The sequence below is a fragment of the Streptomyces sp. NPDC127197 genome (genome assembly GCF_042672405.1).
In the GTDB taxonomy this organism is placed as follows: Bacteria; Actinomycetota; Actinomycetes; order Streptomycetales; family Streptomycetaceae; genus Streptomyces; species Streptomyces flavusporus.
On sequence record NZ_JBHXVG010000140.1, the window covers coordinates 1 to 1,562 of the forward strand.

2 protein-coding genes are annotated in these 1,562 nt (G+C 68.4%); one reads left to right on the forward strand and one right to left on the reverse strand.

Annotated features, from left to right (window positions below):
- The first annotated feature begins 78 nt into the window (after positions 1-78).
- A complete protein-coding gene (locus ACFVJQ_RS45975; RefSeq protein WP_385791972.1) occupies positions 79-720 on the forward strand; it encodes a tol-pal system YbgF family protein in 642 nt (213 codons plus the stop codon).
- A 32-nt stretch (positions 721-752) separates the two neighbouring features.
- Here ACFVJQ_RS45975 and ACFVJQ_RS45980 read toward each other — a convergent pair.
- Positions 753-1,562 (reverse strand): transposase (locus tag ACFVJQ_RS45980; RefSeq protein WP_385791974.1); only part of this gene is annotated, 810 nt, incomplete at its 5' end.

The following is a 1,562-nucleotide window of genomic DNA, read 5'->3' on the forward strand; positions in this document are numbered from 1 at the left end:
GGCTCTGGTCCAACTTCTGTGGAACGGTGACGCTCAGTACCGACGGGGGTGTCGGTAGGACGGTTGATAATGCCGGTCATGGCAGATCGCAGTCCGGTTCTCCGGATCATCACCTCGGCGGCGCGGGAGTCCCTGAAGCCGCTCGGCCTGGCCCGGCGTGGGCGGTCGCGGCTGTGGATTGATGATCACGGGTGGTGGCTCGGGGTTGTGGAGTTCACCCCGCCACGCACTGCCGGCAGCGGTCTGCACGTCGGTGCGATGTGGCTGTGGCACGACGTGGACCACCTGGCCTTCCACGTGGACGCAGTCCGAGTCAGCCCCGAGCCGTTCCGCACCGAGGACCAGTTCACGCCGCTGGCACTCGAACTCAGCCGACAGGCAGCTGCGAACGTGACCGCGCTGAGGGAGAAGTTCCCAGCTCTGCCAGACGTCGCCCGATACCTGACGTCCAGGCCGGTGCGGCGGGGATTCCTCTGGGACTGCTTCGACGCCGGGATCGCGGCCGCCTTGGTCGGGGATCCGGACACGGCCCGCGATCACTTCGAGCGAGTCCTTCGAGAGGACCCGCTGGCCCCGTGGATGGTCGAAGCCCAGGAGAAGGCACGTGAGCTTCACGCGATCGCGCCAGATCGCGACGCCGTGACTGCCTGGGTCGCCCGGGCCGTCGACTCATGCCGGAGCAAGCTGGGCCTGGATCCTGTGCCGCTCGCGATCAGCTGAATGGACCCGCTCGTCGAGCTACAGAGCTGCGGTCAGGCCAGCAGGACTCGCTTCCGTAGCAACCCGAAGCCAGCGCGTCCGTACATCTGGCGCTTGATCATTTTGATCCGGTTGACGTGGCCTTCGACGACGCCGGAGCTCCACCGCAGGGTTAGGCCGGCGGTGACGGCGGCGAGATCGCGTTCGAGGCCGTTGACGAAGGTGTGGAGGCTGGGCAGGTCGTCGGCGCGGACCGCCTTGATCCATTGCGGGAGCTGGTCACCCTGGAGCTGGGTGAGTATCTTCCCGAACGCGCGGACGTGCCCGGTGAGGGCATCCAGTTCGGGGCAGTCGGCGAGGACGGATTTGAGCTTCACTCGCTCGCTCTCCGGCAGGGTGTCGGGGTGAGTCAGGATCCAGCCGGTGACCGTGCGCGGGGACGGCGGACGGGCTGCCGGTGCGGTCGGGGTTGTGCGGAACGGCTGGAGGTAGGCGCGGACGGCTCCGTAGCCGCCGGTGTAGCCGTGAGTCTTGGTCTCTTCCCAGAGGGTCCAGGCGTTCGTGCAGCCCTCGGCCCATCGCTCGCGCAGGTAGGGCTTGAAGTCATCGAGCTTGGTCCTGCGGTTCTGCCACTGCCCCTGGAACAGGTCTTCCGGCCTCGCGGCGTCGGCCAGGCGTTGGACGGTGCGGTAGGTCATGCCGAGCTGGCGCTGGATCGAGCGTCGGCTGTGGCCGGCGGCCAGCAGCGCGTGGACGGTGGCGTGCTTGGCGCGGGTGCGGTCGGCGAACCGGTGCCCGGTGGGCCATGGCGACCCGCTCTCGGCCGGTGCCGGAGCCTTCTCCGGTACCGACACGGTGAAGGT